Origin of the sequence: Citrobacter sp. Ce104 (assembly GCF_030334595.1) — a bacterium.
Classification (GTDB): domain Bacteria; phylum Pseudomonadota; class Gammaproteobacteria; order Enterobacterales; family Enterobacteriaceae; genus Citrobacter; species Citrobacter europaeus.
Genome location: NZ_JAOWDP010000069.1, coordinates 394,029 through 419,389, shown reverse-complemented (window position 1 = coordinate 419,389; position 25,361 = coordinate 394,029). Strand labels below are relative to the sequence as shown.

The 25,361-nt window shown below is 52.7% G+C and carries 23 protein-coding genes and 1 pseudogene; 7 read left to right on the top strand and 17 right to left on the bottom strand.

Translation table 11 applies throughout. The features are described 5' to 3' along the window. Entirely contained in the window at positions 1-1,095 is a 1,095-nt protein-coding gene (gene ompC / locus OGW16_RS24770) for a porin OmpC (protein ID WP_043016298.1), read from the bottom strand. Positions 1,096-1,556: 461 nt separating this feature from the next. Continuing rightward, complete coding sequence (gene yddG / locus OGW16_RS24765) at positions 1,557-2,438, bottom strand: aromatic amino acid efflux DMT transporter YddG (protein WP_043016299.1); 882 nt, start codon at positions 2,436-2,438, stop codon at positions 1,557-1,559. A gap of 287 nt (positions 2,439-2,725) precedes the next feature. Here yddG and fdnG point away from each other — a divergent pair, with 287 nt between their 5' ends. The 4 genes and pseudogenes from fdnG to OGW16_RS24745 form a co-directional block, all read left to right on the top strand. Beyond that, positions 2,726-5,773: a formate dehydrogenase-N subunit alpha gene (fdnG, locus tag OGW16_RS24760; protein ID WP_146040266.1), complete on the top strand. Its 3,048-nt coding sequence runs from the start codon at positions 2,726-2,728 to the stop codon at positions 5,771-5,773. A gap of 13 nt (positions 5,774-5,786) precedes the next feature. Beyond that, entirely contained in the window at positions 5,787-6,671 is an 885-nt protein-coding gene (fdnH, locus tag OGW16_RS24755; RefSeq protein ID WP_003833024.1) for a formate dehydrogenase N subunit beta, read from the top strand. After that, positions 6,664-7,320, top strand: a complete 657-nt coding sequence (gene fdnI, locus OGW16_RS24750) for a formate dehydrogenase-N subunit gamma (RefSeq protein ID WP_286519195.1) — start codon at positions 6,664-6,666, stop codon at positions 7,318-7,320. The genes fdnH and fdnI overlap by 8 nt, the downstream gene beginning before the upstream one ends. A gap of 129 nt (positions 7,321-7,449) precedes the next feature. Beyond that, positions 7,450-8,050 (top strand): annotated as a pseudogene (locus OGW16_RS24745) (inorganic diphosphatase); the annotation flags it as partial. A gap of 45 nt (positions 8,051-8,095) precedes the next feature. On the opposite strand, the gene OGW16_RS24740 reads toward OGW16_RS24745, so the two are convergent. The 3 genes from OGW16_RS24740 to OGW16_RS24730 form a co-directional block, all read right to left on the bottom strand. Beyond that, on the bottom strand, positions 8,096-8,380 hold the full coding sequence (locus OGW16_RS24740) for a HigA family addiction module antitoxin (protein WP_043016302.1): 285 nt from the start codon (positions 8,378-8,380) through the stop codon (positions 8,096-8,098). Then, positions 8,380-8,658, bottom strand: coding sequence for a type II toxin-antitoxin system RelE/ParE family toxin (locus OGW16_RS24735; RefSeq protein WP_003833016.1), 279 nt, complete (start codon positions 8,656-8,658; stop codon positions 8,380-8,382). Before OGW16_RS24735 ends, OGW16_RS24740 begins: the two co-directional genes overlap by 1 nt. Positions 8,659-8,878: 220 nt before the next feature. Beyond that, positions 8,879-10,594 carry an ABC-F family ATP-binding cassette domain-containing protein gene (locus tag OGW16_RS24730; protein ID WP_075146177.1) on the bottom strand — a complete coding sequence of 572 codons (1,716 nt, stop codon included), beginning with the start codon at positions 10,592-10,594 and terminating at the stop codon, positions 8,879-8,881. Between the two features lie 464 nt (positions 10,595-11,058). On the opposite strand from OGW16_RS24730, the gene OGW16_RS24725 reads away from it, so the two are divergent. Then, on the top strand, positions 11,059-11,961 hold the full coding sequence (locus tag OGW16_RS24725) for an endonuclease/exonuclease/phosphatase family protein (protein WP_043016304.1): 903 nt from the start codon (positions 11,059-11,061) through the stop codon (positions 11,959-11,961). 69 nt (positions 11,962-12,030) lie between these two features. On the opposite strand, the gene maeA is transcribed toward OGW16_RS24725, so the two are convergent. Next, positions 12,031-13,728 carry a malate dehydrogenase gene (gene maeA / locus OGW16_RS24720; protein WP_043016305.1) on the bottom strand — a complete coding sequence of 566 codons (1,698 nt, stop codon included), beginning with the start codon at positions 13,726-13,728 and terminating at the stop codon, positions 12,031-12,033. Positions 13,729-13,908: 180 nt separating this feature from the next. Then, positions 13,909-14,049: a stationary-phase-induced ribosome-associated protein gene (gene sra / locus OGW16_RS24715; protein WP_043016306.1), complete on the bottom strand. Its 141-nt coding sequence runs from the start codon at positions 14,047-14,049 to the stop codon at positions 13,909-13,911. Positions 14,050-14,276: 227 nt separating this feature from the next. Here sra and osmC point away from each other — a divergent pair, with 227 nt between their 5' ends. Then, positions 14,277-14,708 carry a peroxiredoxin OsmC gene (osmC, locus tag OGW16_RS24710; protein WP_042308368.1) on the top strand — a complete coding sequence of 144 codons (432 nt, stop codon included), beginning with the start codon at positions 14,277-14,279 and terminating at the stop codon, positions 14,706-14,708. Between the two features lie 47 nt (positions 14,709-14,755). Here osmC and OGW16_RS24705 read toward each other — a convergent pair whose 3' ends face one another. The 6 genes from OGW16_RS24705 to OGW16_RS24680 are packed head-to-tail and all read right to left on the bottom strand — an operon-like array spanning position 14,756 to position 20,471. Further along, entirely contained in the window at positions 14,756-15,526 is a 771-nt protein-coding gene (locus OGW16_RS24705; RefSeq protein WP_286519192.1) for a 3-hydroxybutyrate dehydrogenase, read from the bottom strand. Positions 15,527-15,537: 11 nt separating this feature from the next. After that, positions 15,538-16,932, bottom strand: coding sequence for a GntP family permease (locus OGW16_RS24700; RefSeq protein ID WP_221922419.1), 1,395 nt, complete (start codon positions 16,930-16,932; stop codon positions 15,538-15,540). Between the two features lie 43 nt (positions 16,933-16,975). After that, the gene (locus OGW16_RS24695) at positions 16,976-17,899 is read right to left on the bottom strand and encodes a 3-hydroxyacyl-CoA dehydrogenase family protein (RefSeq protein WP_047411240.1); all 924 of its coding nucleotides are present in this window, start codon (positions 17,897-17,899) and stop codon (positions 16,976-16,978) included. After that, positions 17,889-19,094 carry an acetyl-CoA C-acetyltransferase gene (locus OGW16_RS24690; protein WP_286519185.1) on the bottom strand — a complete coding sequence of 402 codons (1,206 nt, stop codon included), beginning with the start codon at positions 19,092-19,094 and terminating at the stop codon, positions 17,889-17,891. Before OGW16_RS24690 ends, OGW16_RS24695 begins: the two co-directional genes overlap by 11 nt. Before the next feature lie 10 nt (positions 19,095-19,104). Next, a complete protein-coding gene (locus OGW16_RS24685) occupies positions 19,105-19,761 on the bottom strand; it encodes a CoA transferase subunit B (RefSeq protein WP_047411246.1) in 657 nt (218 codons plus the stop codon). A gap of 2 nt (positions 19,762-19,763) precedes the next feature. Beyond that, the gene (locus OGW16_RS24680) at positions 19,764-20,471 is read right to left on the bottom strand and encodes a CoA transferase subunit A (protein ID WP_047411250.1); all 708 of its coding nucleotides are present in this window, start codon (positions 20,469-20,471) and stop codon (positions 19,764-19,766) included. 142 nt (positions 20,472-20,613) lie between these two features. Here OGW16_RS24680 and OGW16_RS24675 point away from each other — a divergent pair, with 142 nt between their 5' ends. Continuing rightward, a complete protein-coding gene (locus OGW16_RS24675; RefSeq protein WP_043016313.1) occupies positions 20,614-21,504 on the top strand; it encodes a LysR family transcriptional regulator in 891 nt (296 codons plus the stop codon). Positions 21,505-21,534: 30 nt separating this feature from the next. Here OGW16_RS24675 and OGW16_RS24670 read toward each other — a convergent pair whose 3' ends face one another. Genes OGW16_RS24670 through OGW16_RS24655 form a run of 4 tightly spaced genes read right to left on the bottom strand, consistent with a single transcriptional unit; the run spans position 21,535 to position 25,361 of the window. Continuing rightward, on the bottom strand, positions 21,535-22,470 hold the full coding sequence (locus tag OGW16_RS24670) for an oligopeptide/dipeptide ABC transporter ATP-binding protein (RefSeq protein WP_172863032.1): 936 nt from the start codon (positions 22,468-22,470) through the stop codon (positions 21,535-21,537). After that, positions 22,463-23,449, bottom strand: a complete 987-nt coding sequence (locus tag OGW16_RS24665) for an ABC transporter ATP-binding protein (RefSeq protein ID WP_043016315.1) — start codon at positions 23,447-23,449, stop codon at positions 22,463-22,465. Before OGW16_RS24665 ends, OGW16_RS24670 begins: the two co-directional genes overlap by 8 nt. Further along, a complete protein-coding gene (gene ddpC / locus OGW16_RS24660) occupies positions 23,446-24,342 on the bottom strand; it encodes a D,D-dipeptide ABC transporter permease (RefSeq protein WP_043016316.1) in 897 nt (298 codons plus the stop codon). The genes OGW16_RS24665 and ddpC overlap by 4 nt, the downstream gene beginning before the upstream one ends. After that, the gene (locus tag OGW16_RS24655) at positions 24,339-25,361 is read right to left on the bottom strand and encodes an ABC transporter permease (protein WP_043016317.1); all 1,023 of its coding nucleotides are present in this window, start codon (positions 25,359-25,361) and stop codon (positions 24,339-24,341) included. Before OGW16_RS24655 ends, ddpC begins: the two co-directional genes overlap by 4 nt.

Below are 25,361 nucleotides of genomic sequence, written 5' to 3'. Positions count from 1 at the left end.
TTAGAACTGGTAGTTCAGACCAACAGCCACGATGTTGTCAGTGCTTACACCGGCAGCGCGGGTGAAGTTGTTGTCGTCCAGCAGATTGATTTTGTAATCAACGAAGGTAGACATGTTTTTGTTGAAGTAGTAGGTAGCACCCAGGTCTACGTATTCAACCAGATCCTGGTCGCCGAAGAATGCAATGTCTTTACCTTTGGATTTCAGGTAAGCGATGGACGGACGCAGACCGAAGTCGAACTGGTACTGAGCAACAGCTTCAAAGTTCTGTGCTTGATTTGCAATACCGTTGATCTTACTACCGTTGACAGTACCACCAAAGGTAGTCATGTTACGGGTTTCAGAGTAGGTAGTTGCCAGGTAGATATTGTTCGCATCATATTTCAGGCCAGCAGCCCAAACTTCAGCGTTCTTACCGTCAGCTTTGAACAGACCATTGTGGTTGTTCTGAGAATCAGTACGGTCAGATTTCGCATAGGTTGCACCTACACCGAAGCCTTCGTACTCATAAGTGGTAGACAGACCGAAGCCGTCACCGTTAGCTTCTTTGTCGTTGCTACGGGCGTTTTTACCCTGGTACTGCAGGGCAAAATTCAGACCTTCAACCAGACCGAAGAAGTCGGTGTTACGATAGGTTGCAACGCCAGTAGCACGCTGGGTCATGAAGACGTCAGTCTGGGTCCAGGTATCGCCACCGAACTCTGGCAGAACGTCGGTCCATGCGCCGATGTCGTATGCTACGCCGTAGTTACGACCGTAGTCGAAAGAACCGTATTCAGCGAATTTCAGGCCAGCGAATGCCAGACGAGTTTTGTCTGCTTCGGAACCCTGATCTTCAGAACGGTTGCCCTTGAATTCATATTCCCACTGACCGAAACCAACCAGTTGGTCGTTGATCTGGGTTTCGCCCTTGAAGCCCAGACGCGCGTAGGTTTTGTCGCCATCGCTGCCGTTGTCGTCAGAGAAGTAATGCTGAGCGTGAACTTTACCGTAGATATCCAGTTTGTTTGCGTCTTTGTTATATACCTCAGCTGCGTTTACCGCACCTGCCGCCAACAGGCTAGTCACTGCCACTGCAACTAATTTAAGTTTCATTCTAAATAATCCTTATAATTTTTTCTTGGTGTGTTTCCTAAACCATTGCTAAACGAATGGGTTCGTCAATGGCAAACTATTTTTAAATGACGCAGTGGTATAAGTTCAATAATAAGTTTCATATTATTGCGAAATATTTGAAGTTGTGTGATCCAGATCTACATAATATAGCTGATTGTATTAATCATAATATGTGACAGATCTGAATGGGTATATTTACATACGGGACTATTATGCGGGCTATGGTTTAAATGGTGTTAATTTCGTAGGTGTAATATATACAAGTGAAGAGATTGTAGATGACCCGGTAATACTTTCGGACGTTAATTAATTACCATATATTTAACATTTAATTAAACAAATATAAACATAATTCGCAGGTAGGATGGACAAATATTATTCATCAATTTGCCTAAAGTATAGCCGGGTTTTATTTGTTTGTGATAAAACCCGACTTTTTATCAGGCTCGTCGCGTTGCCAGCCAGCAAAGCAGAGAGCCTGCGCAGACCATCAGCGCACCTTGCCAGAACGAAAGCGACAGCGGGGCGCTGAGCAACACAGCGGCCAGCGCGGAGGAGAGCACCGGGGTAAAATAAGACCCAACAGCCATGACGGTCACGTTGCCGTGCAAAATGCCAATATTCCACGCAGCATAGGCAAATCCTAACGTTAATGCTGCAGTGAACATTTTAATCGTCACCGAAGTACTGAAAACCATTTCCGGTTGAGGGGTAATAAAATAGTAAACCCACAAAGTTGCTGCCGTCAGTAAAACGAACACGGTGATGCCGTTAAAGCCTTTTGCATATTTATTGGTCACCGTACAATACGTTGCCCAGATAAAAGCGCCGAGAAAGGCGAGAAAATAGCTGAGCGGACTGCTGGCAACATTGCTGATAATTTCATCAAGATTAAGGCCATTTTCGCCACCCAATACCCAACACACCCCGGTCAATGCGATAATTAATCCAGGGATTACCAGCCAGGTTGTTTTCTGACCATTAAATAAAATAGCAAACAATATCGTCAGACTTGGCCAGAGATAATTAACCATACCGACTTCAATAGCCTGGTGACGAGTAGCCGCATAACCGAGAGCCAGCGCTAAACAGATTTCATAGCTAACAAAAAGCACGCTACCGGCGATTAAATAGCGAACAGGTATTTTCCTGATATTCGGAAAGCCGACGGTAAAAATCAGTAACAGGCCGCTTAACGAAAAAATCATTGCCGCGCCGCCCGCAGGACCCAGCCCTTCACTTACTCCACGCATGAGTCCGACCATAGTGCTCCAGAGCACTATGGCAATGAGCCCAATTAACGTTGCTTTTTGTTTTGTCATTCTGATTGTCTGTCCATGGTGCTGGCAAAAAATTAAGCTGAAATTTATAGCACTTTTATACCGTAGCGCGCTAATCAATTGCCTTTCCCATACTCCCTTATGGGTACAAAGGTTAAACAAAGTGCACTATTTAGTAGCGGAACCGTTTCGTTATTGATTTGACGCAAAAAAAATATGGATATAGCTGATAGTTTCGTCGCGAAGTTGTACATGGCATCTTTCAGACTGCCGCGCTCGCGCAATTTGAGAGATTTCCTGTACGAACCCCTGCAAAAAAGAGGAAAGCAATGGACGTCAGCCGCAGACAATTTTTTAAAATCTGCGCGGGCGGTATGGCGGGAACAACAGTAGCCGCTCTGGGTTTTGCACCCAAAATGGCACTGGCTCAGGCGCGAAACTATAAGCTGTTACGCGCCAAAGAGATCCGAAACACCTGCACATACTGTTCCGTAGGTTGCGGGCTATTAATGTATAGCCTGGGAGATGGAGCAAAAAACGCCAAAGAGTCGATTTACCATATTGAAGGGGATCCGGATCATCCGGTGAGCCGCGGGGCATTATGTCCTAAGGGCGCAGGATTACTGGATTACGTGCACAGTGAAAACCGTCTGCGTTACCCGGAATATCGCGCTCCTGGTTCCGACAAATGGCAGCGTATCAGCTGGGATGAAGCATTTACCCGCATCGCGAAGCTGATGAAAACTGACCGTGACGCCAACTTTATTGAGAAGAATGAGCAGGGCGTAACGGTAAACCGCTGGCTTTCAACCGGGATGCTGTGTGCATCTGCGGCAAGTAATGAAACTGGCATGCTGACGCAAAAATTTGTGCGCTCACTCGGCATGCTGGCAGTAGACAACCAGGCGCGCGTCTGACACGGACCAACGGTAGCAAGTCTTGCTCCAACATTTGGTCGCGGTGCGATGACCAACCACTGGGTTGATATTAAAAACGCTAACGTCGTGATGGTGATGGGCGGTAATGCCGCTGAAGCACATCCGGTGGGATTCCGCTGGGCGATGGAAGCCAAAAACAACAATGATGCCACGCTGATTGTTGTTGACCCTCGTTTTACTCGTACAGCCTCGGTGGCGGATATCTATGCGCCAATTCGTTCCGGCACGGACATTACGTTCCTGTCCGGTGTCTTGCTGTACCTGATTGAAAACAACAAAATTAACGCTGAATACGTGAGGCATTACACCAACGCCAGCCTGCTGGTGCGGGATGACTTTGCTTTTGAAGACGGTCTGTTCAGCGGCTATGACGCGGAAAAACGCCAATACGATAAATCGTCCTGGAACTACCAGTTCGATGAAAACGGCTACGCGAAACGCGATGAAACGTTAAGCCATCCTCGCTGCGTGTGGAATCTGCTAAAACAGCACGTTTCCCGCTACACGCCAGATGTGGTGGAAAACATCTGCGGTACACCGAAAGAAGACTTCCTGAAAGTCTGCGAAGTACTGGCTTCCACCAGCGCGGCGGATCGCACCACTACGTTCCTGTATGCGCTGGGCTGGACACAGCATACCGTAGGGGCGCAGAACATCCGTACCATGGCGATGATCCAGTTGCTGCTCGGCAACATGGGGATGGCAGGTGGCGGGGTTAACGCCTTACGTGGTCACTCCAACATTCAGGGATTAACCGACTTAGGTCTGCTCTCTACCAGTCTGCCAGGTTACCTGACGCTGCCGTCAGAGAAACAGACGGATCTGCAAACCTATCTGGCTGCTAATACGCCAAAAGCGACGTTGGCCGACCAGGTTAACTACTGGGGTAACTATCCGAAGTTCTTCGTCAGTCTAATGAAATCTTTCTACGGCAATGCGGCGCAGAAAGAGAACGACTGGGGCTTTGAGTGGCTGCCGAAGTGGGATCAGTCCTACGACGTCATCAAATACTTCAACATGATGGATAGCGGAAAAGTCACCGGCTACATCTGTCAGGGCTTTAACCCCGTTGCGTCCTTCCCGGACAAAAACAAAGTGGTGCAGTGCCTGAGCAAACTGAAGTATCTGGTGGTTATCGATCCGCTGGTGACCGAAACCTCAACGTTCTGGCAGAACCACGGTGAATCAAACGACGTCGATCCGGCATCTATTCAGACCGAAGTCTTCCGTTTGCCATCGACCTGCTTTGCGGAAGAGGACGGCTCCATCGCCAACTCCGGCCGCTGGCTGCAGTGGCACTGGAAAGGTCAGGACGCACCGGGTGAAGCCCGCAACGACGGCGAAATTCTGGCCGGTATTTACCATCGTCTGCGCGACATGTATCGCACTGAAGGCGGTAAAGCGGTAGAACCCGTTCTGAAAATGAGCTGGAACTATAAGCAGCCGGACGAACCGCACTCAGAGGAAGTGGCAAAAGAGAACAACGGCTATGCGCTGGAAGACCTCTATGATGCCAACGGCGTGCTGGTTGCAAAAAAAGGTCAGTTGCTCAACAGCTTTGCGTTGCTGCGTGATGATGGTTCTACGTCATCGTCCTGCTGGATTTATACCGGTAGCTGGACCGAGCAGGGCAACCAGATGGCCAATCGCGATAATGCCGACCCGTCAGGTCTCGGTAATACGCTGGGCTGGGCCTGGGCATGGCCGTTGAACCGTCGCGTGCTGTATAACCGCGCTTCGGCGGATCCACAGGGTAAACCGTGGGATCCAAAACGCATGCTTATCCAGTGGAACGGTACGAAGTGGACGGGGAACGATATCCCGGACTTCAATACTGCGGCGCCAGGCAGCGGCACCAATCCGTTTATCATGCAGCCGGAAGGGCTGGGGCGTCTGTTTGCTATCGATAAGATGGCGGAAGGTCCGTTCCCGGAACACTACGAGCCGATGGAAACACCGCTGGGTACTAACCCGCTGCACCCGAACGTGATCTCCAACCCGGCAGCGCGTCTGTACGAAGCGGATAAGCTCCGCATGGGTACGAAACAGGACTTCCCGTACGTCGGGACGACCTATCGTCTGACCGAACATTTCCATACCTGGACCAAGCACGCATTGCTGAATGCGATTGCCCAGCCAGAGCAGTTTGTGGAAATCAGCGAAACGCTGGCGGCAGCGAAAGGTATCAACAACGGCGATCACGTGAAAGTCAGCAGCAAGCGTGGATTTATTCGCGCAGTTGCCGTGGTGACCCGTCGTCTGCGTACTTTGAACGTCAACGGTCAGCAGGTTGAAACGGTTGGGATCCCAATCCACTGGGGCTTTGAAGGAGTCGCGCGTAAAGGCTATATCGCCAACACCCTGACGCCGAATGTCGGTGATGCAAACTCGCAAACGCCGGAATACAAAGCGTTTTTAGTTAACATCGAGAAGGCGTAAGGGAGGCGAACATATGTCTATGGAAACGCAGGACATCATCAAAAGGTCCGCAACAAACTCCATCACGCCGCCGCCTCAGGCCCGTGATTATAAAGCGGAGGTCGCGAAGCTGATCGACGTTTCCACCTGTATAGGCTGTAAAGCTTGTCAGGTGGCATGCTCAGAGTGGAACGATATCCGCGATGAAGTCGGCCACTGCGTCGGGGTGTATGATAACCCCGCCGATCTCAGCGCCAAGTCCTGGACGGTGATGCGGTTTACCGAAACCGAACAGAACGGCAAGCTGGAGTGGTTGATTCGTAAAGACGGCTGTATGCACTGTGAAGATCCGGGCTGCCTGAAGGCATGCCCGTCTGCCGGAGCTATCATCCAGTACGCCAACGGGATTGTCGATTTCCAGTCAGAACACTGTATTGGCTGCGGCTACTGTATTGCCGGGTGTCCATTTAATATTCCGCGCCTCAATAAAGAGGATAACCGCGTGTATAAATGTACGCTGTGTGTGGACCGGGTCAGCGTCGGGCAGGAACCTGCCTGCGTGAAGACTTGTCCGACCGGAGCAATACATTTCGGCACTAAGCAGGAAATGCTGGAAATGGGCGAACAGCGCGTGGCAAAACTGAAGGCACGCGGTTTCGAACACGCCGGTCTCTACAATCCGGAAGGTGTGGGTGGTACGCACGTTATGTACGTTCTGCATCATGCCAACCAGCCGGAGCTGTATCATGGCCTGCCGAAAGATCCGCAGATCGATACCTCTATCAATCTGTGGAAAGGGGCGCTGAAACCGCTGGCCGCTGCCGGATTTATCGCCACCTTCGCCGGGCTGATTTACCACTACATTGGTATCGGCCCGAATAAGGAAGTGGACGACGACGAGGAGGATCATCATGAGTAAGTCGAAAATGATTGTGCGCACGAAGTTTATCGACCGCGCCTGTCACTGGACGGTGGTGATCTGCTTCTTCCTGGTGGCGTTGTCGGGGATTTCTTTTTTCTTCCCGACTCTGCAATGGCTGACGCAGACCTTCGGTACGCCGCAGATGGGACGCATTTTGCACCCGTTCTTCGGCATACTGATCTTCGTGGCGCTGATGTTCATGTTTGTACGCTTTGTTCACCACAACATCCCGGATAAAAAAGATATCCCGTGGCTGAAAAACATTGTGGAAGTGCTGAAAGGCAATGAACATAAAGTGGCGGATGTGGGCAAGTACAATGCCGGGCAGAAAATGATGTTCTGGTCAATCATGAGCATGATTTTCGTGCTGTTGATTACTGGTATCATTATCTGGCGTCCGTACTTTGCGCAGTTCTTCCCGATGCAGGTTGTGCGCTATAGCCTGCTGATCCATGCGGCGGCGGGGATTATCCTGATGCACGCCATCCTCATCCATATGTATATGGCATTCTGGGTGAAAGGATCGATTAAAGGCATGGTTGAAGGGAAAGTGAGCCGTCGCTGGGCGAGGAAACATCACCCACGCTGGTATCGCGAAGTTGAAAGACAAGAAGCGAAAAAAGAGAGCGAGGAAGGGGTTAACTAACTCCTGACGTTCCCTGTACGTAATGGCGCTACCGATGTAGCGCCATTTTTTTGCCAAAAAAACGTCATGTTTCTGTCATCTGCTGAACGTAAGGTGTTGTCTTTCCAATAATAGAAGAGTTAAAAGACAATGCATCTGGTGAAAAAATTACTCGCAGTCAGCCTATTTCTTTGTGCATCCGCTCAGGCGCAGAATGTCCTCGAATTTCCGCAGCCGGAGAATAACCCGGAAGAGTTTTATGCCGTGACCGAAATCCCGGCAGGTGGAATAATCAAATATGAAACTGACGCCAAAACCGGTTTTATCATTGCCGATCGCTTCCAGTCCATGCCGGTTGCCTATCCCGCCAACTACGGTTCTCTGACCCAGTCTTTAGCCGGTGACGGCGACCCGCTGGATGTTATCTTTTATACCCGCGCGCCGCTGGCTCCGGGAACGTTGATTAAGCTGCGCGCTATTGGCGTACTGAAGATGATCGACGGCGGTGAAAAGGACGACAAAATTGTTGCCGTCCCGGCCAGTAAAATTGACCCTACTTATGACAACATCAAAGAGCTGAGCGATCTGCCAAAGATTGAAGTTCAACGTCTGGAATCTTTCTTCCGCGTGTACAAAGATCTGCCGGAAGGGCGCAAGAAGGTCGAATTAAACGGTTTCAACGATGCCGTTACGGCGAAGCAAGAGATCAAACAGGCCTGGGAGGCCTGGAAAGAGAAAAAACCGCAGCAATAATTAGCATGCCGGATGGCAAAAGTTGATCCGGCATTTACTTTTATCATTGTACTGCCAGCTTACGCAGGCGTGAAATATCCACGCTTTTTTGGGCCTCTGCCAGACTCCAGGTATTTTGCAGGTTTAACCACATTTCGGGTGAACTGCCAATCACCACAGAGAGTTTAATCGCCATCTCAGGCGTCAGGGCCGCTTTCCCGGTTAATAGTCGACTTGCCGTTGAAGGTGCAATTTCCATAGCCCTGGCAAACTCGCGCAGGCTGACATTGAGTTCGTCCAGCGCTTCCTGAATGATATCCCCAGGACGGGGATGATTTGCCATCTTCATCAATGATAGTCCTCGTAGTCCAGTATGTACGCATCGCCATTGACGAATTCAAACGTAATACGCCAGTTACCTGAAACAGAAATTGCCCATATGCCGTCACGCTCACCCACCAGAGGATGCAGCTTATAACCGGGCATATTGATATCTGTAACCTTACTAGCCGCATCAATAACGGCAAGCCTGTGTCGTAATCGTCGGACATGTTTCGCCATAACGCCTGATGTTCGCCCATGAAGAAACAAATCGCGCAATCCTTTGTGTCTGAAGTTCATGATCATCCATATCTTCCTTGTTCCTTCAAGAGGAACATTACCATTAATGTTCCTTTAAGCGCAACACCAGGATTGCGATGTTTTAAATTTTGCGGCGAATGTGCAAAAAGAAAAAGGGAGAAGGGGAATATCTGGAAAGCGTCACGCAAGAATTGCCGGATGGCTGGCCTACACGCGCATTTTGCTGATGTAGGCCGGATAAGCGTTCGCCATCCGGCACCAGAGTTTACTCCAGTTGTGAGTTCAGACGCTCAATCTCCTTTCGCCATTGTGCCTGTAACAACGGCTTTTGATGTTTTGGCTTGCGCGCAAGATCGTCGGCCAGACGTTGCTCCAGCTCGAGGAGTTGTTCCAGCAATCCATCGCTGTCAACGCTGATTTCGGCCCTCGCTTCGACCACCGTTTTGGGAACAGTTATCTCAGAGGATGTTTCCCGAATACGCGCATTGACCGCGTCCAGATCGTGCCATTCGCTCAGTTCGCCATTGTCGATTAACCAAAACCGGTTACAGCTTTGGCTGATAAGCTGACGGTCGTGACTGACCAGCAACACGCCGCCGTTATAACTTTGCAGCGTTTCTGCCAGCGCCTCTTTACCTTCCATATCCAGATGGTTGGTGGGTTCATCGAGCATCAGCAGGCTGTAGCGCGCAAGCGTCAGACCCACAAACAGCAGCCGGGATCGTTCACCGCCGCTTAATGTACTGACTCGCTGCGCATGTCGGACCCACGGAAAACCCGCGCTAATCAGCGCCATCTTGCGAATCTCCGGCTGCGGGGCAAACGCTTCCAGCGCGTCAAATAACGAATCATTGTCTGCGAGCTGATGCAGCGTCTGGTCGTAATACCCCAGCGTAACGCGCGGGTGTAACACCAGTGAAGGTGATGCCATCTGTGACTGAAACTGTTGCCAGATAAGCCTTAACAGCGACGATTTCCCGCAACCGTTACGCCCGACAATCGCCACGCGATCGCCACTTTTTAACCGGATACCGGCAATGGAAAACAGCGTATCAGCGCCGGGAGCAGGGGCTACGGACAGATTTGTCATCTCCAGCAAACGATCCGCACGCAGAGCATCCCCCTGCAATGTTAGCGTCCACTGACTCCCTGACGTCACTTCCGTCTGTACCTCTTTCAGGCGTTGTACCTGTTTTTCCATCTGTTTGGCCTTGCGGGAGAGATCTTCGTTGTCGTAGACCCGCCCCCAGGTAGCCAGCCGCCTGGCGCTGGCGGCCACACGGTCGATCTCCTTTTGTTCAGCCTTATGGCGCAAAGCATCGCTGACGTCTCTTTCTGCCAGCGCCTGACGCGCCGCGCTACAGGGCAGATCAAAAGCATGGAGAGTGCGATCGCGCAAGATCCACGTTCCGTGAGTCACCGCGTCCAGCAGCTGCGGGTCGTGAGAAACCACCACAAAACTGCCAGACCAGTTCTGTAAGAACTGTTCCAGCCACAGTAATGTGGGCAAATCCAGGTGGTTACCCGGCTCATCCAGCAGCAGTAAGTCAGGATTTCGCATCAGCGCCCGCGCTAATAGCAGACGCGTATGTTGGCCGCCGCTCAGCGTTTGTGCTGTCAGGGATAAATTCTCCGGCGTGAACCCCATTTCGGCAAGCAGTGCTTCAACCCGCCACTGCTGAGCTGCGCGTTCATGCTCGGGAAGTTGAGCGAGAACGGCTTCCTGCAGCGTAAGCGGCAGTATATCGTCAGGTAGATGTTGTTCCACACGAGCGAGATGACAGTGATTCGCCTGCGCGATTGCCCCACTGGTGGGCGAGATCGTGCCGTCGAGCAGTTTTAACAGCGTGCTTTTGCCACAGCCGTTGTAACCGATAAGCCCGATGCGGTCGCCTTTTTTCAGGGTAAAGGAAAGATCGTCGAATAGCGTGCCGAATGCTGTATCAACGTGTAAGGATTGTGCGGTTAGTAATGTGCTCATTGTTGCTTACTCAAGAGTTACAGGCGTGAAAACGCCTCGTCAAACATCGCTGACGATAACCCGGTAAGCCCGAGAGAAGGGGATTTAGAAGTTAGCTTCGCTCAAGCAGAAGTTATCGCAGCACGATACCGATAACGCTTGAGCACTGGCGATCGCCAAAAGCATGTGAAACGATAAAACGTTCACAGTACAGCATAAGTATCCTCCTTTTGTTTTTCAGAATGTTGATCGGTAGCGAAAGTGTAATCGCAAGTTACGCAGTCGCGCAAGCTTTGCACGCGACAGCATTGGAACCGTAAACACTGATACGGGAACAGTTACTTTGATTCAGAAGGAATGACCGCAGATTATTCATGCGAAAGTTAATTTTCATCGCGTCAAAAGTATGAGTTAAGGATCACAACAACGATCTACATTCTCCAGTATCCTCTGCACACTATTTTATTATTTGGAGAATAGATAACATGAAAAAAACAATTACATTAACGATGATTGCGCTGGGATGTTTATTTGCAAATGCACAGGCAAGTGAAAAACTTGCGGGTAATGAGATACTTAAAGTTCAAAAAGGTGGGGTTCCCGACAAAATTTACACGCAACAAAAACCTCATTTAAAGATTGCCACCTATAACATTGGTAAAAATGAAGCCTCTGCTGATGTAGCGGATTTTACTGCACTTAATTCGGCGATTGAAAGAATAAATGCCGATATTATTGCGGTTCCGGAGGTTGATAATAAAACAGGTCGTAGCCAAAAAATTGATCAACTCAAAAAAATCGCTGATGCCAATAAACTGCATTATGTCTTTGGAAAAGCTATCGACTTTGACGGCGGTGAATACGGCTTAGGTCTTCTTTCCAAATATAAAATACTGCATTCGCAGGTCGTGAAATTACCGTCGGGTGATGCAGAACAACGTGTGGCATTACTGGCGCAGATTGATGTTCCCGGCTTTGATTCCGCACCGATCATCATGGTAACTCACCTCGACTGGCAAAAAGATCCAACCATGCGAACTGAGCAGGCGCGTTACCTGTTAGATATTAGCATTGGTGACGCAACAACAGATTTCCCGGATATCGCATCTTCAATTAAAATCCTGGCGGGCGATTTCAATTCAACCCGGGATGAACAACCCCTAAAAGAAATACGTTACTTTTTCAATGAAGTGACGAAAGAGGGAATTGATACGCGCAGTTGGCCAGCCGTTAACCCAGCGATTGATATAGACCATATTTTCACATTTAAAGGGCAAAAGTGGAACGTCAAAAATCTGCAGATCCCACATAATTCATCCGAATTTACGTGGTCTACGGCGAGCGATCACCTGCCGGTTATTGCTGAGCTTGAACTTTCAGAGCAGTAATCCACATACAGCCTTTTGTTCATCAAACGCTTAACATTGCCCGGCAGCAGTTTGCCGCCGGGCAAAGCGTCAGATAGAAGTACGGCGGTAGTCGCGATATTCCGCCTGCCAGAAATTATCGTCAATCGCCTGTTGTAGCGCTTCGGCGGACGTTTTAACCGCCACGCCTTGCTGCTGGGCCATTTTCCCTACGGCAAAAGCGATGGCGCGCGACACCGTCTGAATGTCTTTCAGCTCCGGTAACACCAGTCCTTCGCCGTTGAGCACCAGCGGTGAATACTGCGCCAGCGTTTCGCTTGCCGACATCAGCATTTCATCAGTGATGCGCGACGCGCCAGAAGCAATAACCCCCAGACCGATACCCGGGAAGATATAGGCGTTGTTACACTGGGCGATCGGATAAATTTTCTCTTTCCACAGTACCGGTGCGAACGGGCTACCGGTCGCAACCAGCGCATTACCTTCTGTCCAGGCGATAATATCCTGTGGCGTAGCTTCTACGCGGGAAGTCGGGTTAGACAGCGGCATGACGATCGGACGCGGACAATGTTTATGCATTTCGCGAATGATTTCTTCTGTAAACAGGCCGGTCTGTCCGGAAACACCAATCAGGATATCCGGCTTAACGTTGCGTACCACGTCGAGTAGCGACAGCACATCTTCTTGCGTATCCCAGTGCTGGAGGTTTTCTCGCTTTTGCACCAGTTTGGTCTGGAAAGAGAGCAGGTTCGGCATCTTATCGGTTAACAGGCCAAAGCGATCGACCATGAATACGCGTTGACGTGCCGCTTCTTCGCTTAAGCCTTCACGCTGGATTTGCGCGATGATCTGCTCGGCAATCCCGCAACCGGCGGAACCCGCCCCGAGGAAGACGATATTTTGTTCGCTCAACTGGCTACCGGCCGCGCGGCTGGCAGCAATCAGCGTGCCAACGGTCACCGCCGCGGTACCCTGAATATCGTCGTTAAACGAGCAGATTTCATCGCGATAACGGGTCAGGAGAGGCATGGCGTTTTTCTGCGCGAAGTCTTCAAACTGCAACAGTACGTCCGGCCAGCGATGCTTCACGGCCTGAATGAATTCATCGACAAATTCGTAGTACTCATCATCAGTGATGCGCGGATTACGCCAGCCCATATACAGCGGATCGTTGAGCAGTTGCTGGTTGTTGGTCCCGACGTCAAGTACCACCGGCAGGGTGTAGGCCGGGCTAATTCCGCCACACGCGGTATACAGCGACAGTTTACCGATTGGAATCCCCATTCCGCCGATGCCCTGATCGCCAAGCCCCAAAATACGTTCGCCATCGGTAACGACGATAACCTTGATATTGTGGTTAGGAACGTTTTGCAGGATGTCATCCATATTGTGGCGGTTCTGATAAGAGATAAATACGCCGCGCGCGCGACGATAGATCTCAGAGAAACGCTCACAGGCCGCGCCGACCGTTGGGGTGTAGATAACCGGCATCATCTCATCGAGGTGATTATGCACGAGTCGGTAAAACAGGGTTTCGTTGGTGTCCTGGATGTTGCGCAGATAAATGTGTTTATCAATTTCAGTTTTGAATCCCTGATATTGGATCCAGGCGCGTTCGGCCTGTTCTTCAATCGTCTCAACCACTTCCGGCAGTAACCCCAGCAGGTTGAAGTTACGGCGTTCTTCCACACTGAAAGCGCTCCCTTTATTCAGTAAGGGGAATTCCAGCAGTACCGGGCCAGCGTAAGGGATGTAAAGGGAACGCAGTTTTTTAGTTTCGTTTTCCATGTCACTCACTCTTTTTTGAATAACCGTCCCTGGCACTCTTTATGATCGTATGTGGCCTGTTCGCCAGGGAAACGGGCGAAGTATAAAGCATTGTGAATGGGTAAAGGGGTTTTATAAGCAAAAACACCACTGCGGTTGCAATGGTGTTTATCTCGTTATTCAGTCAGACGTGCGAAAGGTCTACTTGCCGTCAGCGCGGCGCTTTCTTCCGGTAGGATTATTGACCACGCTGGTTTTGTCACCTTCGGTCACGGATTTACGTTGATTTGAGATTTTGTGGTCCAGTCCGAGAATATGACGGGCCTGACGGTTCGATTTCATTCTAACTCCTTAATCCTGTTACTGGTTTCAAGGGCGAGCCCGTATGACAACGGACGAAATACAACCTGATAGAAAGCCGATGTTCAAAATAACGGCTTTCTGGATGGTCGGTCATTTTATCTGAAAGGTCAATGCTTAAGCGGCAAATGAGAACTTTCCCGTATGTGCCATGCTTTTTCTCAGCCGTCCTATACTTGTAACTCCAACGACAACACAGGAGAACGGTAATGACTATCCATAAGAAAGGTCAGGCACACTGGGAAGGCGACATTAAGCGCGGTAAAGGTACCGTATCGACCGAAAGTGGCGTGTTGAATCAGCAACCGTATGGGTTTAATACCCGATTCGAAGGGGTGAAAGGCACCAATCCCGAGGAGTTGATTGGCGCGGCCCATGCGGCCTGCTTCTCAATGGCGCTTTCTCTGATGTTGGGCGAAGCGGGTTTTACGCCAGATGCCATTGATACCACTGCCGATGTTTCTCTGGATAAAGTGGATGCCGGGTTTGCTATCACCAAAGTCGCGCTGCACAGCGAGGTGAGCGTCCCGGGGATCGATGCCGCCACGTTTGACGGCATTATCCAGAAAGCGAAAGCGGGCTGCCCGGTATCGCAGGTGCTGAACGCGGAAATTACGCTGGATTATCAGCTGAAGTCTTAATCGTGGTGTGCCGGATGCGACTGCGTCTTATCCGGCACCAGATGATGTTATTGCGCTACCCAACCGCCATCCATATTCCACGCAACGCCTCGCACCTGCGCCGCGCCGTCTGAGCACAAAAATAGGGCCAGCTTACCCAACTGTTCCGGCGTGACGAATTCGCGCGACGGCTGCTTTTCCGCCAGCAGGGCGTCACGCGCGGCTTCAGGCTCAGCGCCTTCGGCAATTCGTTTATCAATCTGCTGCTGGACCAGCGGTGTGAGCACCCAACCGGGGCACAGCGCATTGCAGGTGATGCCCGTTTGCGCGGTTTCCAGCGCAATGGTCTTGGTTAGTCCCACCACGCCATGCTTCGCTGCCACATAGGCGGACTTCTCTTTTGAGGCCACCAGCCCGTGAACAGAAGCGATATTAATAATGCGCCCCCAGTTACGTTTACGCATGCCGGGAAGCGCCAGGCGTGTGGTGTGAAAGACAGAAGAGAGATTAATGGCGATAATCGCGTTCCATTTATCAACCGGGAAGGTTTCCACCGGTGAAACGTGCTGGATCCCGGCGTTGTTGACCAGGATATCCACACCGCCAAATTCGCTTGCAGCATAGCGCATCATGTCAGCAATTTGCGCTTCATCGCTCAGGTCCGCGCCATGATAGCCCGGCGTTTTGCCATACTGCGCCACGGCGTCTTTGGCGGCTTCAACATCGCCAAACCCGTTAAGGATCAGGGTCGCTCCCGCTTGCGCCAGCACCTGTGCGATGCCTAATCCGATACCGCTGGTTGAACCGGTTACAAGGGCAGTTTTTCCCGTTAAGTTCATGATGATTCTCCTTAAACAATTCCGGTGGTGTAGAAGACGCCGATAACAAACAGCACGGCCAGACTTTTAATGACGGTAATGGCGAAAATCCCACCGTACGCCTGACGATGGCTGAGACCGGTAATGGCCAGCAGGGTAATGACCGCGCCGTTGTGTGGCAGGGTGTCCATACCACCGCTGGCCATTGACGCCACGCGGTGGAAGACTTCAAGAGGGATATTGGCGGCATGGGCAGCGGCAATAAAAGTGTCAGACATGGCGGCGAGGGCAATACTCATCCCGCCAGACGCCGAACCGGTGATCCCGGCAAGCGTGGTGATGCTGATAGCCTCATTGAGCAGTGGATCGGGAATGGCCGCCAGCGCTTTGGACAGCACAAGGAAACCCGGCAGGGCGGCGATCACTGCGCCAAAGCCGTACTCTGATGCGGTATTCATCGCTGCGAGGATCGCACCGCCAACCGCCGTTCTGCTCCCTACCGCCAGGCGACCTTTAATGTTGCGATAGCCGAAGAGTACCACCAGTAAAATTCCAGAAATCAGCGCCGCTTCTACCGCCCAGATAGCAGTGATTTTACCGACTTCGGTGGTAATCGGTTTGGCAAGACCCGGAAGCTCTAACTGATGCGTGGCGCCATACCATTGGGGGATCCAGCGGGTGAACAGCAGGTTAAATACGCCAACCAGGATCAGCGGAGAGATAGCAATTATCGGGTTCGGCAGATTAATGTTATCTGGCGTTTCGGGCTCGTTTAACAGTTCAGTGCCATATCCTTCATTCTTCGACTGGGCTTTACGACGCTGGCGCTCGAGATAAACCAGACCGACAACGATAATAAACACGGAACCTATCAAACCCAGCCACGGCGCGGCCCAGGCGTTAGTCCCAAAGAAGCTGGTCGGAATAATGTTCTGGATCTGCGGCGTGCCTGGCAGGGCGTCCATAGTGAAAGAGAAGGCCCCCAGCGCAACGGTTGCCGGGATCAGGCGCTTTGGGATATTACTCTGGCGGAACAGTTCCGCCGCAAACGGATACACCGCAAACGCCACTACAAACAGCGACACGCCACCGTAGGTCAACAGCGCACACACCAGCACAATCACCGGGATGGCGTGGCGACGGCCGAGAATGTTGATGGCGGCGGCGACAATGGAGCGTGAAAAACCAGATAACTCGATTAACTTGCCAAACACTGCTCCCAGCAAGAACACCGGGAAGTAAAGCTTCACAAAACCGACCATTTTTTCCATAAACAGGCCGGTAAAAGCAGGTCCGACGGCGCTGGGTTCGGTAAGCAATACAGCACCTAATGCCGCGATGGGGGCAAAAAGTATGACGCTATATCCGCGATAGGCTGCCAGCATCAGCAGGCCCAGCGCTGCCAGGGCGATTAATACACTCATCATGACTCCTCAATATCATTGTTATAGTGGGGTACAGAAAGAGAAGTTACGGTTTCAGGGCAAAGCGCAGCTGATGCTCTCTGCGTTGCTGGATATATTCCTTGCGCGAATCATCCCAACGATAAAATCCCTGACCGCTGCGTAAACCGGTATCACCGTTGGCAACTTTGTCAGCGACCAGCGACATCATGTCGCTACCGGTTGCCAGTTCCGGTAGCAGATGCCGACAAATATCCTGCACCGTAGAAAGTCCGGTCATATCTGCCGCCTCCAGCGGACCAACCATCGCATAGCGACGACCAAGCGAGGCGCGCATGACCTGGTCCACCACCTCTGCGCTGGCGATACCGCTTTTGACGATATGCAACGCTTCGCGCAGCAGGGCAAACTGCAGGCGATTACCAACAAACCCCGGTGCGGCGCGATCGAGCACCACGGCTTCCAGTTGCATTGAAAGCAGTCGCTGTTGCAGCGCATGCAGGTATTCTGGCTTCGTGGCCGTGCCGGGGACAATTTCGACCAACGGAATAAAATGCGGCGGGTGCCAGAAATGGGCGATCAGCAAGCGTTCGGGATGGGCGAGCTTTTCTGCCAGCGCATCCGGCGGCAGGCCGCTGGTATTACTGGCAATCACGGCCTCCGGCGCGATCAGCTCTTCCAGTTGCGCATACAACGCGTGCTTGAGTTCGAGTCGCTCCGGGATGGCTTCAATCAGCAACCCACACGCGGCAATATCTTGTAGCGAGGTAGTGCCATGCAGACGGCTCACAACCTGTGTTTTTTCGTCTGCGGCAAACTGTTCGGTAGCAATCAGTTCATCCACAATGCCGCTGGCAACGGCGCCAATGTCCGCAATGCGGCTGCTGTCGGTGTCATACAGCCAGACATCGTGACCATACCGGGCGAAGTGAGTGGCAATACCGACGCCCATCAAACCCGCACCCAGTACGCAGATAGGTTTACTTTGCATGAGATGCCTCCTGAGAACGTTCCACCGCCAGTGCTACGCCCTGACCGCCGCCTACGCACAGCGTAGCCAGCCCTTTGACGGCATTGCTGCGGGACATTTCATGCAGCAGTGTCACCAGAATTCGACAACCTGAGGCACCAATGGGATGGCCCAGCGCAATCGCTCCGCCGTTCACGTTCACCCGATTACCGTCCCAGTTCAGGGATTCGCCAACCGCCAGCGCTTGTGCGGCAAAGGCTTCGTTGGCTTCAATGAGATCGACATCATTTAACGTCCAGCCCGCTCGCTTCAGGCACTGGAGTGACGCTTCTACTGGCCCAATGCCCATAATCGCAGGGTCGACGCCGGAGACGGCGTAGCCCGCCACCCGGCCCATAACCGGCAGGTTGAGTTCTGCCGCTTTGGCGGCGCTCATCAACATTACCGCGGCGGCGCCATCATTGATTGACGAGGCATTCCCGGCGGTCACCGTGCCGTTACCTGGGCGAAATGCTGGCTTGAGCTGCGCCAGTTTATCGGCCTGAGTATCCGGACGTGGCTGTTCGTCATGATCCACTACACGCGGCGTTTTTTTGCCCTGTGGGACGCTGACCGGCGTGATTTCCGCGTTAAAACGACCACCTTCAATGGCGGCGGCGGCTTTTTGCTGGGAGCGAAGGGCAAAAGCGTCCTGCTGCTCACGACTAATGGCAAACTTATCCGCCAGATTTTCGGCGGTAATGCCCATGTGATAGTCGTTGAACGCATCCCACAGACCGTCATGCACCACGCTGTCTTTCATGCTGGCATGACCCAGTCGCAGGCCCGCCCGAGCGCCATCGAGAAAATAGGGCGCATTGCTCATGCTCTCTTGCCCACCGGCAATCACGATTTGCGCATCGCCGCAGCGAATAGCCTGTACCGCCTGATGCACCGCTTTAAGGCCCGAGCCGCACACCAGATTAATGGTTAACGCCGGCGTAGTTACCGGCAGGCCTGCGCGTAATGCCGTTTGTCTGGCCGGATTCTGGCCGCAGCCCGCCGTCAGGACCTGACCTAAAATCACTTCATCAATTTGCTCAGGGGTCACGGCTGTTTTTTCCAGCAACGAACGGATCACCACCGAACCCAGTTCAACCGCCGAAAGCGGCGCCAGTGCGCCATGAAAACTGCCAATCGGGGTGCGCGTTGCCGCGACAATAACAACATCCTGCATGGTCAGCTCCTCAGCTAAAGTGCATTTCGGGGACATTTTCGGGAACGATCAGCTTGCCGGCGGTTCTGGCGACAATCTCATCCACACTGATGCCCGGCGCACGCTCACGCAGAATGAACGCGCCGTCGGCAATTTCCAGTAGCGCCAGATCGGTAAGCACGCGTTTAATGCAGGCTACGCCGGTCAGCGGCAGGGTGCAGGCGGGGAGCAGTTTCGACTCTCCGCTTTTGGAGGCATGCGTCATCACCACGATGATGTTGTCGGCTCCGGCAACCAGGTCCATCGCGCCGCCCATGCCTTTCACCATTTTTCCGGGGATCATCCATGAGGCGATATTGCCGTTAACATCCACTTCAAATGCGCCAAGCACCGTAAGATCAACGTGGCCGCCGCGGATCATGGCGAAAGATTGCGCCGAATCGAAGATCGCCGCACCTTTGCGCGCCGTCACGGTCTGTTTCCCGGCGTTGATCATGTCAGCATCAATTTCATCTTCCGTAGGAAACGGGCCCATACCCAGCAAACCATTTTCCGATTGCAGCATTACGTCCATGCCATCGGGAATATAGTTCGCCACCAGAGTGGGGATACCAATCCCAAGGTTGACGTAATAACCGTCGCGCAGTTCGCGGGCAACACGCATCGCCATTTGTTCACGCGTTAACATGGTCAGGCTCCTTTCTGGCGCAGGGTGCGTTGTTCAATACGTTTTTCAAACTGCCCTTGAATCAGGCGGTTAACGAAAATTCCTGGGGTGTGAATTGCGGCGGGATCCAGCTCTCCGGGAGGGACAATTTCTTCGACTTCCACAACGGTAATACGCCCGGCGGCGGCCATCAGCGGATTAAAATTCTGCGCGGTGTGGCGATAAATAACGTTGCCGTACCAGTCGGCTTTCCAGCCTTTAACCAACGCAAAATCACCGGTTATCGCCTGTTCTAAGATGTAAGGGCGTCCGGCAAACTCGCGAACTTCTTTGCCTTGTGCAACCGGGGTCCCGTATCCGGTTGCGGTATAGAATGCCGGGATCCCCGCACCGCCCGCACGCAGTTGCTCTGCCAGCGTGCCCTGCGGCGTCAGGATAGCTTCCAGTTCACCATTAAGTACCTGTTGCTCAAAGAGGGCGTTTTCACCCACATAAGATGCGACAACCTTGCGTACCTGGCGCGTTTCCAGCAGTACACCAAGGCCAAAACCATCCACGCCGCAGTTGTTTGACACAACCGTAAGCCCTTGAACCTCCCGACGACGTACTTCGGCAATCAGGTTCTCAGGGATCCCACATAAGCCAAAACCGCCAACCAGCAGCGTCATGTTATCGGTTAGTCCTTCCAGCGCCTCTTGATAAGTGGCAACCCGTTTATCCAGTCCAGCCATACACTTGCCCCTTCTGTTGTCCTTGCTGACATCATTGGGGGTGAAAAATGATTTGTTAATTTTAAATTTGTGACTCACTCATTGGGTTTTTTTATCAATTTAATGTTAATTAAAGGTATTCAACAAGTTAAGGGAATGCGAAATGGGAATGAGCATCAAACAGTTACGCGCGTTTTTAGCGGTAGCTCACACTCTGAATTTTGCTCATGCCAGTGAACGACTGAATATGTCGCAACCCGCACTAAGTCTGGCGATTAAAGGACTGGAGGATTCGCTGGGCGGGGCGTTACTGTTGAGAACCACACGCAAAGTGACCCTGACGCAAGAGGGCGAAACGCTGCTGAACATGGGGCGACAACTGCTGGCGGACTGGGAAAATACGGAAGAGGCAATGCGCCAGCGATTCACGCTACAGCGCGGGAAAATCTCTATTGCCGCCATGCCCTCATTCGCTGCTAACGTCCTGCCATCGGTACTAAAAACGTTTCGGGACTCCTACTCCGGTATCAACGTAACGGTTCACGATGTGATTAACGAACACGTAATTGAAATGGTCAGTGAAGGGCGGGTAGAGATGGGGATTGCCTTTGAGCCGGACTATTCAGGTCATCTGCATTTCACGCCGCTCGGTGTGGATCGTTTTATCGCCATTGTGCCGCCAACGTGCCGGCTGGCGGGCAGGGATCGTATTGCGTGGCGCGAACTGTTAACGCTGGATTTCATCACACTGCAACGTCCTTCTGCCGTGCGCCTGATGCTGGAAGAACAACTGGTGCAAAGTGGACATACGCTGGAGGTGGCGCTGGAGAGCCATCAACTGGTGACCATTGGCCGGCTGGTAGCCAACGGACTGGGCGGCAGTGCCGTACCCGCCCTGTGCCGTACGCAAATGACCGAGCTGGGCGCTACCTGTATCGATCTGGATACGCCGGTGATCCAGCGGCGGATCGGCGTTTTGCGTTCGGCGCATCATAAGTTGTCCACCGCCTCAGAAGTGTTGGTGGATTCACTGAAAAAGGCCTATTGCGCCTGATGCTCTCACGCATTACGCCAGCCGTTAAGGTTATGCCACCGCTCGCCAGCAGCGAACCTCACATCCGGTGTCACTTTTCAGCAATGGCTGTTTCTGCTCACAACCGCGGGTTGCCAGCGGACATCTGTCACGGAAAAAGCAGCCCTGAGGCAGCGTACGGTTCCCCGGGAGTTCGGTTTTGCGCAACACCAAATCTTCCGCCAGCGGTGCGCCCGTTTTGGGGACCGAGTCCAGTAATAATCGCGTGTAGGGATGAGCGGGCTGAGCGAGTACCTGCTGCGCATCGCCGAGCTCGACAATTTGCCCGAGGTACATTACCGCCACCCGGTCGCTCATATGGCGGACCACCGACACGTTGTGCGATATCAGCACGTAAGTCAGATTCCTGCGCGCCTGCAATGACACCAGCAGGTTGAGAATTTGCGCCTGCACGGAGATATCCAGCGCCGAGGTAGGTTCATCGAGAACAATCACATTGGGCTCTGATGATAGCGCCCGGGCGATGGCAATACGCTGACGCTGTCCGCCAGAAAACGCATGCGGCAGGCGATCGAGGTATTCCGGGCGAATCCCCACCTGGCGCGCCAAATCCTCGGCAAGCATGCGTCGCTCACGCTCCGGACTCCGCTTTTGGATCCACACCGGCTCGGTAATTATCCGCCACACAGGTAAGCGCGGATCCAGCGATGAAAGGGGATCCTGAAAGACCATCTGCATACCGTTGTGCTGCGTGTCCCCCCGGCAAGCATAGTTACCCTGACTGGGTTTCAGCATCCCCATCAGCAGTTGCGCCAGTGTACTTTTTCCGCAGCCGGACTCACCGACAATCCCCAGCGTTTCTCCCTGACGGATCTGTAAATCCAGGCCGTTGAGCGCATGCACCCGTTCCGTTACTTTGCCGAGCCAGTTTTTACGCGCAGGGAAGTTGACATGAACATCCTGCAGCGCCAGTAAAAAATCAGACATGTGTTGTCTCCAGTTGCGGATACCAGCAGGCAGATTGTTGATCCGCGCCTCCCTGACTGCTTAACGCAGGCGTTTCTTCACAACGTGGGCCAGCGGCAAAGCAGCGCTCGCGAAATGCGCATCCGGCCGGTAAACAGGTTAAGTTCGGCACGGTACCGGGAATGGCGGGCAGTAATGCGCGTGGCTCACCGTGTTCCGGCGCGCATTTCAGTAGACCAATGGAATAGGGATGCGTTGGGCGTTGAATAACAGTTTGCGTCGGGCCACTCTCAATCACACTCCCGGCATACATGACGTATAACCGATCGCATAACTGTGAAACCACCGCCATATCATGACTGATAAATAATACGGCTGTCCCGCTGGCGCGCGCTTTTAACTTCAGCAAACGCAGCACCTGCAGTTGTACCGTGACGTCCAGCGCGGTGGTCGGTTCATCGGCAATGATAAGCTCCGGCTCGCACGAAAAGGCCAGGGCAATCATTACCCGCTGACGCATCCCGCCGGAAAGCTCAAACGGGAAACGTTTCATGACTTCCGACGCGTCCGGGATTTGCATTTCGTCGAGTAAAGCGATGGCTTTCTGACGAGCATCCGTGCGGCTTAACGCCTGATGATGGCGAATAACTTCCACCATTTGCTGACCTATACGTCGGGTCGGATTCAGCGCCGTCATGGGTTCCTGAAAGATCATCGCCACACGTGCGCCGCGCCATTGGCGCATTTGCTTCTCGCTGGCGTTGAGCACATCTTCACCCAGCAGCGAAACGCGCCCCTGGTGAATATGATAGCTTCCCTCCGGCAGCAAACGCATGGTGAGCATAGCCGTCACGGACTTACCGGAACCGGATTCACCCACCACGCCAACGATTTCTCCGCGGTTGATATGCAGCGATACATGGTTCAGCGCATGCACGTCAGCTTTATAGCCGGGGAAACTCAGATGCAAATCTTCAATTTCCAGCACAGGTTGTGTCATGACTGTTTTCCTCCGGCTTTCGGATCCAGCAGATCGCGAATACCATCGCCAAAGAGATTAAAACCCACGGCGGTAATCAGAATGGCGGCGCCAGGAAAAGCGCAATACCACCACTGATCAAGCACGTAGTTGCGGCCAATTGCGACCATCGCCCCCCATTCAGCACTGGGCTGCTGTGCACCCAGACCAATAAACCCGAGCGTGGCGGCCATCAGGATCGCGCTGCCGATGTCCAGCGACGCCTGCACAATGAGCGGCGGCAGAGAGTTACGTAAAATGTGCCAGCTAATCAAATGCCAGCGTGAAGCCCCGTAGGTTCGTGCGGCCTGCACATAGGTAAACTGGCGCACCACTAACGTTTGACCGCGGGCGAGGCGCACATAAAACGGAATACGTACGATGGCAATCGCCAGCATGGCGTTAAACAGGCTTGGACCCAGCGCGGCGGCCAGCGCCATCGTCAGCACCAGCGAGGGAATAGACAGCATAATGTCCATTATCCGCATAATAATCGCATCGGCACGTCCGCCCATGACGCCAGACAGACACCCCAGCAGCGAACCCAATCCTCCGGCAATACCCACCACCACCAGCCCCGCAACGACCGACTGCTGACTTCCCACCAAAACGCGACTGAACAGATCGCGGCCAACTTCATCGGTACCAAACCAGTGCGCGGCTGACGGGGGTAGCAGACGTGCACTCAAATTGATAGCATTGGGATCGTAAGGGGTTAGCCACGGCGACAGCACCATTAGCAGTAGTATCAGTACAATGATGACCCCGCCAACCATCGTCAGTGGGCTGCTTTTCATCATCCAGAACAGTTTAGCCCAGTCCGTGCGGCGGCGTGTTGTCTGAGGGGCGGTCGGCGTTTCTTGTGTGAGCATCATTGTGCGCCTCCACGTCCAATTCGTGGGTCTATCCACAAATAGAGCAAATCCACCACCAGGTTAACCAGCACATAGGCGAAAGAGACCACTACGGCAAATCCCATTACCGCCGGGAAGTCGAGCGCCTGAATCGACGTCACCACCCACGCGCCCATGCCAGGCCAGGCGAAGACCGTTTCAGTCAGCACCGCGCCGTAGAGCAGATCGCCTAATGCCAGGCCGAGAACGGTTATCGAGGGGATAAGCGCATTGGGCAACGCGTAACACAATACGATGTACCAGCCCGGCAGCCCGCTGGCGCGAGCGGTACGAATGTAATCTTCACTCAGTTGCTCAAGCATGGCGGAGCGAATCTGGCGAGCGACAATCCCCAGGTGCACAAATGCCAGCGTCAGTGATGGCAGGATCAGGTGCTGAAGCGCATTGAAAAAGACTTCGCCATTGCCTTCCAGCAGTGCATCTATCAGATAGAACCCGGTAACGTGAGCAGGCGGATCCAGCCAGTCGTCTAAACGTCCGCCGCCGGGTAAAATTTGCAGATGCCCATAAAACAGCACGATAACCCCCAGCCCCAGCCAGAATGCAGGCGTGGAGATGCCGGTGATCGCCATCAGGCGAACGAGATGATCAAGCCAGCGGTTGCGCCATACTGCAGATAAAATACCTAACGGAATCCCAATAATCAGCGCCAGCAACAAGGAGCAGAAAGCCAGCTCAAGGGTAGCGGGGAAGAAAATGCGTAGCTCATCCAGTACCGGACGTCCGGTGCGAATAGAGATGCCTAAATCGCCATGAAAAATGTCGCTGACATAGCGAAAAAACTGCACATACAGCGGCTGATTCAGCCCCAGCTGTTGGCGAATATTTTCGACAATTTCATCGCTGGCGCGATCGCCCGCCAGCAGCCGCGCGGGGTCGCCTGGTATCAGGTGTGAAATAATAAAGGTGATTACGCAAACACCGATAACCACCAGAACAAGTCCCCAGCATCGCTGGCGTAAAATACTCCAGAACGTCAT

Excerpts from the sequence above, each read along its gene's own strand:
- ompC (WP_043016298.1), bottom strand. The coding sequence starts at position 1,095 with ATGAAACTTAAATTAGTTGCAGTGGCAGTGACTAGCCTGTTGGCGGCA.
- yddG (WP_043016299.1), bottom strand. The coding sequence starts at position 2,438 with ATGACAAAACAAAAAGCAACGTTAATTGGGCTCATTGCCATAGTGCTC.
- fdnH (WP_003833024.1), top strand. The coding sequence starts at position 5,787 with ATGTCTATGGAAACGCAGGACATCATCAAAAGGTCCGCAACAAACTCC.
- fdnI (WP_286519195.1), top strand. The coding sequence starts at position 6,664 with ATGAGTAAGTCGAAAATGATTGTGCGCACGAAGTTTATCGACCGCGCC.
- OGW16_RS24740 (WP_043016302.1), bottom strand. The coding sequence starts at position 8,380 with ATGAAGATGGCAAATCATCCCCGTCCTGGGGATATCATTCAGGAAGCG.
- OGW16_RS24735 (WP_003833016.1), bottom strand. The coding sequence starts at position 8,658 with ATGATCATGAACTTCAGACACAAAGGATTGCGCGATTTGTTTCTTCAT.
- OGW16_RS24730 (WP_075146177.1), bottom strand. The coding sequence starts at position 10,594 with ATGAGCACATTACTAACCGCACAATCCTTACACGTTGATACAGCATTC.
- OGW16_RS24725 (WP_043016304.1), top strand. The coding sequence starts at position 11,059 with ATGAAAAAAACAATTACATTAACGATGATTGCGCTGGGATGTTTATTT.
- maeA (WP_043016305.1), bottom strand. The coding sequence starts at position 13,728 with ATGGAAAACGAAACTAAAAAACTGCGTTCCCTTTACATCCCTTACGCT.
- sra (WP_043016306.1), bottom strand. The coding sequence starts at position 14,049 with ATGAAATCGAACCGTCAGGCCCGTCATATTCTCGGACTGGACCACAAA.
- osmC (WP_042308368.1), top strand. The coding sequence starts at position 14,277 with ATGACTATCCATAAGAAAGGTCAGGCACACTGGGAAGGCGACATTAAG.
- OGW16_RS24705 (WP_286519192.1), bottom strand. The coding sequence starts at position 15,526 with ATGAACTTAACGGGAAAAACTGCCCTTGTAACCGGTTCAACCAGCGGT.
- OGW16_RS24700 (WP_221922419.1), bottom strand. The coding sequence starts at position 16,932 with ATGATGAGTGTATTAATCGCCCTGGCAGCGCTGGGCCTGCTGATGCTG.
- OGW16_RS24695 (WP_047411240.1), bottom strand. The coding sequence starts at position 17,899 with ATGCAAAGTAAACCTATCTGCGTACTGGGTGCGGGTTTGATGGGCGTC.
- OGW16_RS24690 (WP_286519185.1), bottom strand. The coding sequence starts at position 19,094 with ATGCAGGATGTTGTTATTGTCGCGGCAACGCGCACCCCGATTGGCAGT.
- OGW16_RS24685 (WP_047411246.1), bottom strand. The coding sequence starts at position 19,761 with ATGTTAACGCGTGAACAAATGGCGATGCGTGTTGCCCGCGAACTGCGC.
- OGW16_RS24680 (WP_047411250.1), bottom strand. The coding sequence starts at position 20,471 with ATGGCTGGACTGGATAAACGGGTTGCCACTTATCAAGAGGCGCTGGAA.
- OGW16_RS24675 (WP_043016313.1), top strand. The coding sequence starts at position 20,614 with ATGGGAATGAGCATCAAACAGTTACGCGCGTTTTTAGCGGTAGCTCAC.
- OGW16_RS24670 (WP_172863032.1), bottom strand. The coding sequence starts at position 22,470 with ATGTCTGATTTTTTACTGGCGCTGCAGGATGTTCATGTCAACTTCCCT.
- OGW16_RS24665 (WP_043016315.1), bottom strand. The coding sequence starts at position 23,449 with ATGACACAACCTGTGCTGGAAATTGAAGATTTGCATCTGAGTTTCCCC.
- ddpC (WP_043016316.1), bottom strand. The coding sequence starts at position 24,342 with ATGATGCTCACACAAGAAACGCCGACCGCCCCTCAGACAACACGCCGC.
- OGW16_RS24655 (WP_043016317.1), bottom strand. The coding sequence starts at position 25,361 with ATGACGTTCTGGAGTATTTTACGCCAGCGATGCTGGGGACTTGTTCTG.